A 6855-nucleotide genomic window follows, 5' to 3' on the forward strand; every position below is an offset into this window, starting at 1 on the left:
GTCGCGCCTCAGCCCCCCATGCTCTCGTTGTTGCCCGATGCGCCGACGGCGTCGCCTCCGGCGTCCCCCCGGCCGGCCCGTCTCGCCCGCCGCGTGCCCGACTCGCCTGCGTCGTCGAGGAGTTCACGAAAGGCCGTGGCCACGGTCTCCGGGTACTCCATCATCGCCACATGGCCCGCATCGGGCAATGTCACGAGCCGGGAGTCACGGAAGGCACGGGCCGCCTTCTGGGCCATGCGGAAGCCGACGAGCTGGTCACGGCCGCCGTAGACGAGCAGGGTCGGTGCGAGGACCCGTTCCGCCTGGCGCCACAGCCCCTGCTGTCCGCCCAGCGTGTAGGCGTTGACGATGCCGCGCGCGGAGCGCGCCATCGCGTCCCAGAAGTACGGCAGCCGCTGCCGCCGCTCCATCTCCTGCACGGCGTTGCGGAATCCTTCCGCCGACACCCGTCCGGGATCCCCGTAACACAGGGCCATCACGCCACGGACCCGCTGCTCCGCCGTCCACCCCCGGGTGAGGCGGGTGAAGAGCAGGGCGACGCCCGGCACCGCCAGCAGCCCTGTGGGCACGGCGGTGCGCTGCACTCGGATCTCCGGCAGAGCGGGCGACACAAGCGTGAGCGTACGGACCAAATCGGGCCGAACCGCGGCGACACGGGTGGTGATGGCGCCACCGAGCGAGTTCCCGAACAGGTGCACGGGACCGCGACCCGAGGCGTCGAGGTAACGGATGACCGCGCGTGCGTGGGCCGTGACGGAGTAGTTGCCGTCGTCCGGGGGCGGGGAGTCGCCGAAGCCGGGCAGGTCGAGGGCCTCGCCGTCGACGGTGCCGTCCAGCAGGGCCATCAGCGCCGACCAGTTCTGCGAGGAGCCGCCGAGGCCGTGCACGAACAGCGCGGGAGGCAGCCCTTCGCGCGCCGGCGGCCGCGACCGCATCGTGAGCGTGACCCCGGGCAGCTCGACCGACCTCAGCCGCTCGCCCTCCGCGACCCGGACGGTCCCCACCTTCGGCAGCACATTGGCGGGCGGCACGAACGGCAGCTCGGTCGAAGACATGCGGCAATGTTACGAGACGATCACGCAGTGACTCATGTGTTCGCCTGTGTTCGCCGTCACAGGAATTGGCCGGTTGAGGCCGCCCGGGAGTCGGCACCCGGGCGGGGATGGGTAGCAGTCAACGGGATCAGCACCGGGTCACGTCCCGGACGCGGATCGCATAGCGTCCGGATCGGGTGTCTCCTAGGCTCGTACAGAGGGCACCCGCGTGTGGCCCCTGCATTCCCAGGGACGTTCGTAGGAAGGGAGCCCAGCATGGCCGTAGACCCCACCGACCCGGAGACGTTCGAGGCCGAGGACGCGCCGGAGGTGCAGGAGTTCGACGTCGAGGCGCCCGAGGTCGACGCGGCAGAGCAGCAGGCGGACCTCGCGCCGGACCGCGACGACCCGCTGACCCGCGTCGACCCGGACCGGGCCAACGAGGCGGACCTCGTGGAGCAGGCCCGGATCGTCTCGCTCGACGAGGACGACTACCGGTGACGCTCGCCGCCGACGGGCGCCGAGCTGCTCCACCGAACGGGAAAGGGGCGGATTTTTGCCCGCTCTGACCGTGTTTGAAACCTTCGCAACCGCTTTCGCATCCGTCCGGTCCGTGAAATTCTGCGCTCTCACCGCGCACACCACGGTTACCGAAAAGTACGATGGCGGCGCGGCCAGATCCGCACGTGGACGACTATGGGAGGCGGCGTGACAGCCATCGAGCAGACAGAGGCGGTTCGCCCGCGGGGCACACGCCTGCCGCGCCGTGCCCGACGGAACCAGCTCCTGGGTGCCGCCCAGGAGGTCTTCGTGGCCCAGGGCTACCACGCCGCGGCGATGGACGACATCGCCGAGCGGGCCGGCGTCAGCAAGCCGGTGCTCTACCAGCACTTCCCGGGCAAGCTCGACCTCTACCTCGCGCTGCTGGACCAGCACTGCGAGTCGCTCATCCAGGCCGTGCGCAGCGCGCTCGCGTCGACGACCGACAACAAGCAGCGGGTCCGGGCGACCATGGACGCCTACTTCGCGTACGTCGAGGACGACGGCGGCGCCTTCCGCCTGGTCTTCGAGTCGGACCTGACCAACGAGCCCGCCGTGCGCGAGCGCGTCGACAAGGTCACGAACGAGTGCGCGGAGGCGATCTGCGACGTCATCGCCGAGGACACCGGCCTGTCGCGCGCGGAGTCGATGCTGCTCGCCTCGGGCATGGGCGGCCTCGCCCAGGTGGTGGCCCGGTCCTGGCTGCACAGCGACCGCAGTGTGCCGCGCGAGCAGGCGGTGCAGCTGCTCACCTCCCTGGCCTGGCGCGGCATCGCGGGCTTCCCGCTGCACGGCACGGACCAGCCGCAGCACTGACGGGCGTCCTTGTTCCCGCCCGATGTTCGCTCGTGGCGTTCTCGGGCGGAGCATGTACGTCCCCTCACCGGGCTAATGTGTGCTGCGTACGGCGCGGAAGGTCGCGCACATCACTGACCGTCGGAGGGACATAGCCGTGGAGGTCAAGATCGGCGTGCAGCACGCGCCCCGCGAGATCGTTCTGGAGAGCGGTCAGACTGCCGAGGAGGTCGAGCGCGTGGTCGCCGAGGCACTGGCCGGGAAGTCGCAGCTGCTGAGCCTCGTGGACGAGCACGGCCGCAAGCTCCTCGTCCCGGCCGACCGTCTCGCCTACGTCGAGATCGGTGAGCCGGCCCCGCGCAAGGTGGGTTTCGGCGCGCTGTAGGCGCACGCGTGGAGCGGGGCGGGACGGCTGTCGGCCGACCCGCCCCGTTCGCGTTGGCGCCCGGTTTGCGTTGCCCCTCGGTTTGCGTTGCCCCTCGGTTTGCGTTGCCGCTCGGTTTGCGTTGCCGCTCGGTTTTCACCGCCGCCCGATTTGCGTTGCCCCTTTTACGTTGCCGCCCGGTTTGCGTGGCTCTCCCGCGGACACCCCATCCGCGTGGCCCTCGGCGTCCTCGCCCGCGTTCCGCGTGGGCTCCGCCGCCCCTCGTCCTCGGCTGCCCCTTGCGGCGCACCGGTTCCTCCACGGATGGAGCACGAGTCGCCCCCAGGGGTGGATTGGATTTCGCAGGTCAGGGGTAAGACGGGCTACGACCGATTTGCGCAGGCCGGCCACGTGGGAGGGACCCCGACATGCTCCTGGAAGCATTGAGCTCCGCGATCCTCGGCCTAACTCTGGCATGGGCGGCCGCACACCGCCTGCCGCACCGTCTCCCGGCCCGCTCCCTGGTGCTGTCGACCGGAGTCGCCGGCGCCCTCTTCGGAGCCTTCGTCATGCACAGCGCCCTGGACGCCGGGCACGTCCTGCTCGTGTTGCTCGGCGCGGCGATCGTCTCGGTGGCCTCGCTGTCGCTGCTGCTGCGCCCCGCGGGAAGACTGCGCCGCCGGTCGGCGACCGCGTGACGGGTCGCCGACGGTGGCGCTTGTGAAGAGGCCGGTCGCCCGAAGGGGAGCCTAGGCGGCCAGCCCCAGGGCGGCCATCCGCTTGGTGTGGGCCTCGGTGATCCGGGAGAACATCTTGCCGACCTCGGCGAGATCGAAGCCGTCCGCGACCCCGCCCACCAGCATGGTCGACAGCGCGTCGCGGTCGGCGACCACCCGCTGGGACTGCGACAGGGCCTCACCCATCAGCCGCCGCGCCCACAGCGCGAGCCGCCCGCCCACACGGGGGTCGGCGTCGATCGCGGCCCGCACCTTCTCCACGGCGAAGCCGCCGTGCCCCGTGTCGTCGAGCACGGCCAGCACCAGGTCGCGGGAGTCGGAGTCCAGCCGGGCGGCGACCTCCCGGTAGAAGTCGCTGGCGATGGAATCGCCCACGTAGGCCTTGACGAGGCCCTCCAGCCAGTCCGAGGGGGCCGTCTGCTTGTGGAACCCGTCGTACGCGGCGACGAACGGCTCCATCGCCCGCGTCGGCTCCTCCCCGATCTCTGCGAGCCGGTCGCGCAGCCTCTCGAAGTGGTGGAACTCCGCCGACGCCATCTTCGCCAGCTCCGCCTTGTCCGCCAGCGTCGGCGCCAGTTTGGCGTCCTCCGCGAGACGCTCGAACGCCGCCAGCTCCCCGTACGCGAGCGCGCCGAGCAGGTCCACGACCGCGGCGCGGTACTGAGGGTCGGCGGAGGCCGTCGCCCAGTCCCGGGCGGCGACTGAGGCGGTTTCGGCGGGGGCGGTGTCCGAGGCGTTGCCAGGCTTGTCAGAGCTCGTCATGAAGCGCACAATAACCCGCTTGCCGGAGGGTGTAAGGCCCTGGTCAATCACTGTGACGACGACTACGTGACCGAATCGGCCATCGCATGTGCGCGATTCCGGGGTATGGTGGTAATGCGCCTGCTGGTACGTCGACGTACCTCGACAGGCCGCACGTATGAGGATGCCCGGTCGGTGGCCCGATCGGCTCCGACCCGACAGCCCTCCCCGGCCGTACGCCACAGTGCGTACGAGACCCGGAGGGGGACACCCTCAGCGGCACGAGCGCTAGAGCGTCGGCGCGGTCCCGTGCTCTACGGCCCGCCCGTAGGCAGCCGACGTCCCCGGCACGGTCTGACACGACCCCGCGCTCGCCTCGCGCCGCCCACACAGAAGAGGCAGCACCCTGACTACGTTCCGAGAGCTCGGAATCCTTCCCGAGACCGCCGAGGCCCTTGAGGCCGTCGGCATCATCACCCCCTTCCCCATCCAGGAGATGACGCTCCCCGTGGCCCTGTCGGGCACGGACGTCATCGGCCAGGCCAAGACCGGCACGGGCAAGACGCTGGGCTTCGGCCTCCCGCTCCTCGAGCGCGTCACCGTCCCCGCCGACGTCGAGGCCGGGCGCGCCGAGCCCGAGGCCCTCACCGAGGCCCCGCAGGCGCTCGTCGTCGTCCCCACGCGCGAGCTGTGCACGCAGGTCACCAACGACCTGCTGACCGCGGGCAAGGTGCGCAACGTACGCGTCCTCGCCATCTACGGCGGCCGGGCCTACGAACCCCAGGTAGACGCCCTGAAGAAGGGCGTCGACGTGGTCGTCGGCACCCCGGGCCGGCTCCTCGACCTCGCCGGTCAGAAGAAGCTGAACCTGAAGCACGTCAAGTGCCTGGTCCTCGACGAGGCCGACGAGATGCTCGACCTGGGCTTCCTGCCGGACGTCGAGAAGATCATCAACATGCTGCCGGCGCGCCGCCAGACGATGCTGTTCTCGGCCACGATGCCGGGCGCGGTCATCGGCCTGGCCCGCCGCTACATGTCGCAGCCCACGCACATCCGGGCCACGGCGCCGGACGACGCGGGTGCGACGGTCGCGAACACCAAGCAGTACATCTACCGCGCGCACAATATGGACAAGCCCGAGATGGTCGCGCGCATCCTCCAGGCCGAGGGCCGCGGGCTGGCCATGGTCTTCTGCCGCACCAAGCGCACGGCCGCCGACCTCGCGGACCAGCTGAAGCAGCGCGGTTTCGCCTCCGGCGCGGTCCACGGCGACCTGGGCCAGGGTGCGCGCGAGCAGGCGCTGCGGGCGTTCCGCAACGGCAAGGTGGACGTGCTCGTCTGCACCGACGTCGCCGCCCGCGGCATCGACGTCGAGGGTGTCACGCACGTCATCAACTACCAGTCGCCGGAAGAGGAGAAGACGTACCTGCACCGCATCGGCCGTACGGGCCGCGCGGGCGCGAAGGGTACGGCGATCACCCTGGTCGACTGGGACGACATCCCGCGCTGGCAGCTGATCAACAAGGCGCTGGAGCTGGACTTCAACGACCCGCCGGAGACGTACTCCACCTCCCCGCACCTCTTCACCGACCTGGGCATCCCCGAGGGCACCAAGGGCATCCTGCCGCGCTCGGAGCGCACCCGCGCCGGGCTGGAGGCGGAGGAGCTGGAGGACCTGGGCGAGCCGGGCGGCCGCGGACCGCGCGGGCGCGGCGGCCGAGGTGGCCGTGGCGACCGGGACGAGTCCCGGTCGGCCGACCGCGAGCGGTCGTCGCGTACGCCGCGTCGCCGTCGCCGCACGCGCGGCGGGGCCGAACTGGACGGCGCTCCCGAGCCCGCCGGCACCACCGCCCCGGGCAGCACGGAGACCGGCGGTGCCGCCGAGGCGGACGCCGTGACGGCTCCGCGCACTCCGCGTCGCCGTCGCCGCACCCGCGGCGGGGCCCCGTCCCAGACGGCTCCGGCCGCGGCGGTCGAGGCGCCCGTGTCGGAGCAGGCGGAGACCGCGGTCGCGACGGCGGAGGGCACGGACGCGGAGGCCGCCGAGGCGGCCACGAAGCCGCGCCGACGCCGTACGCGCCGCGCGGAGACGCCCGCGGTGGAGACCGCTGCGGTGGAGACCCCGGTGGTGGAGACGGAGGCCGCGGTGGCCCCGTCGGCCGCGGAGCCGGCGATCGTCGCCGAGGCTCCGGCCGTCGTGGATGCCGCGCAGCCCGAGGCTCCCGCCGCCAAGCCCCGTCGCCGTACCCGCAAGGCCACGGCGGCGTCCGCGGCCGAGTCGGCACTGGACACGGCCGAGGGCGTCACCGAGACGGCGCAGGAGCCGACGGAGACGAAGCCGCGCCGCACCCGCAAGGCTGCCGCGGCCACGGAGAACACCGCCGAAGCGGCCGAGTCAACCGACGCCAAGCCGCGCCGCGCCCGTAAGACGACCGCGGCTGCGGAGAGCGCCACGGACACCGCCGAGGCGGCCGAGGCCAAGCCCAGGCGTACCCGCAAGGCGACGGCCGCGGCCGAAGCCGCCGTCGACACGGCGGAGGCCGCCGAGGCCAAGCCGCGCCGGCGCACCCGCAAGGCCGCCGAGACCGCCCCGGCCAAGGCTGCCGAGGTCGCCGAGGTGGCGGAGGTGGCGGAGACCAAGCCG

Annotated in this window: 7 protein-coding genes; 5 read left to right on the forward strand and 2 right to left on the reverse strand. The window is 72.2% G+C overall.

Features of this window, described 5'->3' with window-relative positions:
- Positions 1 to 8 precede the first annotated feature (8 nt).
- Positions 9 to 1055: an alpha/beta fold hydrolase gene (locus ACFZDI_RS02595; RefSeq protein WP_234849990.1), complete on the reverse strand. Its 1047-nt coding sequence runs from the start codon at positions 1053 to 1055 to the stop codon at positions 9 to 11.
- 255 nt (positions 1056 to 1310) lie between these two features.
- On the opposite strand from ACFZDI_RS02595, the gene ACFZDI_RS02600 reads away from it, so the two are divergent.
- The 4 genes from ACFZDI_RS02600 to ACFZDI_RS02615 all read left to right on the forward strand — a co-directional run bounded on the left by ACFZDI_RS02600 (position 1311) and on the right by ACFZDI_RS02615 (position 3431).
- Complete coding sequence (locus ACFZDI_RS02600; protein ID WP_234849991.1) at positions 1311 to 1535, forward strand: hypothetical protein; 225 nt, start codon at positions 1311 to 1313, stop codon at positions 1533 to 1535.
- A 207-nt stretch (positions 1536 to 1742) separates the two neighbouring features.
- Entirely contained in the window at positions 1743 to 2390 is a 648-nt protein-coding gene (locus tag ACFZDI_RS02605; protein WP_234849992.1) for a TetR/AcrR family transcriptional regulator, read from the forward strand.
- 136 nt (positions 2391 to 2526) lie between these two features.
- Positions 2527 to 2754: a DUF3107 domain-containing protein gene (locus ACFZDI_RS02610; protein WP_030854792.1), complete on the forward strand. Its 228-nt coding sequence runs from the start codon at positions 2527 to 2529 to the stop codon at positions 2752 to 2754.
- 407 nt (positions 2755 to 3161) lie between these two features.
- Positions 3162 to 3431, forward strand: a complete 270-nt coding sequence (locus tag ACFZDI_RS02615; protein ID WP_234849993.1) for a hypothetical protein — start codon at positions 3162 to 3164, stop codon at positions 3429 to 3431.
- Between the two features lie 51 nt (positions 3432 to 3482).
- Here ACFZDI_RS02615 and ACFZDI_RS02620 read toward each other — a convergent pair whose 3' ends face one another.
- Positions 3483 to 4232, reverse strand: coding sequence for a ferritin-like fold-containing protein (locus ACFZDI_RS02620; protein WP_234849994.1), 750 nt, complete (start codon positions 4230 to 4232; stop codon positions 3483 to 3485).
- Positions 4233 to 4707: 475 nt separating this feature from the next.
- Between ACFZDI_RS02620 and ACFZDI_RS02625 the strand changes: the two genes are divergently transcribed.
- Positions 4708 to 6855: DEAD/DEAH box helicase (locus ACFZDI_RS02625; RefSeq protein ID WP_391247257.1), on the forward strand; the 2148-nt coding region annotated here is incomplete at its 3' end.

The sequence above is a fragment of the Streptomyces sp. NPDC007907 genome (assembly GCF_042959365.1).
GTDB classification, from domain to species: domain Bacteria; phylum Actinomycetota; class Actinomycetes; order Streptomycetales; family Streptomycetaceae; genus Streptomyces; species Streptomyces indiaensis.

What these genes read in the sequence shown, in the direction of transcription:
- ACFZDI_RS02595 (WP_234849990.1), bottom strand. Translation starts at nt 1,055, where the DNA reads ATGTCTTCGACCGAGCTGCCGTTCGTGCCGCCCGCCAATGTGCTGCCG.
- ACFZDI_RS02600 (WP_234849991.1), top strand. Translation starts at nt 1,311, where the DNA reads ATGGCCGTAGACCCCACCGACCCGGAGACGTTCGAGGCCGAGGACGCG.
- ACFZDI_RS02615 (WP_234849993.1), top strand. Translation starts at nt 3,162, where the DNA reads ATGCTCCTGGAAGCATTGAGCTCCGCGATCCTCGGCCTAACTCTGGCA.
- ACFZDI_RS02620 (WP_234849994.1), bottom strand. Translation starts at nt 4,232, where the DNA reads ATGACGAGCTCTGACAAGCCTGGCAACGCCTCGGACACCGCCCCCGCC.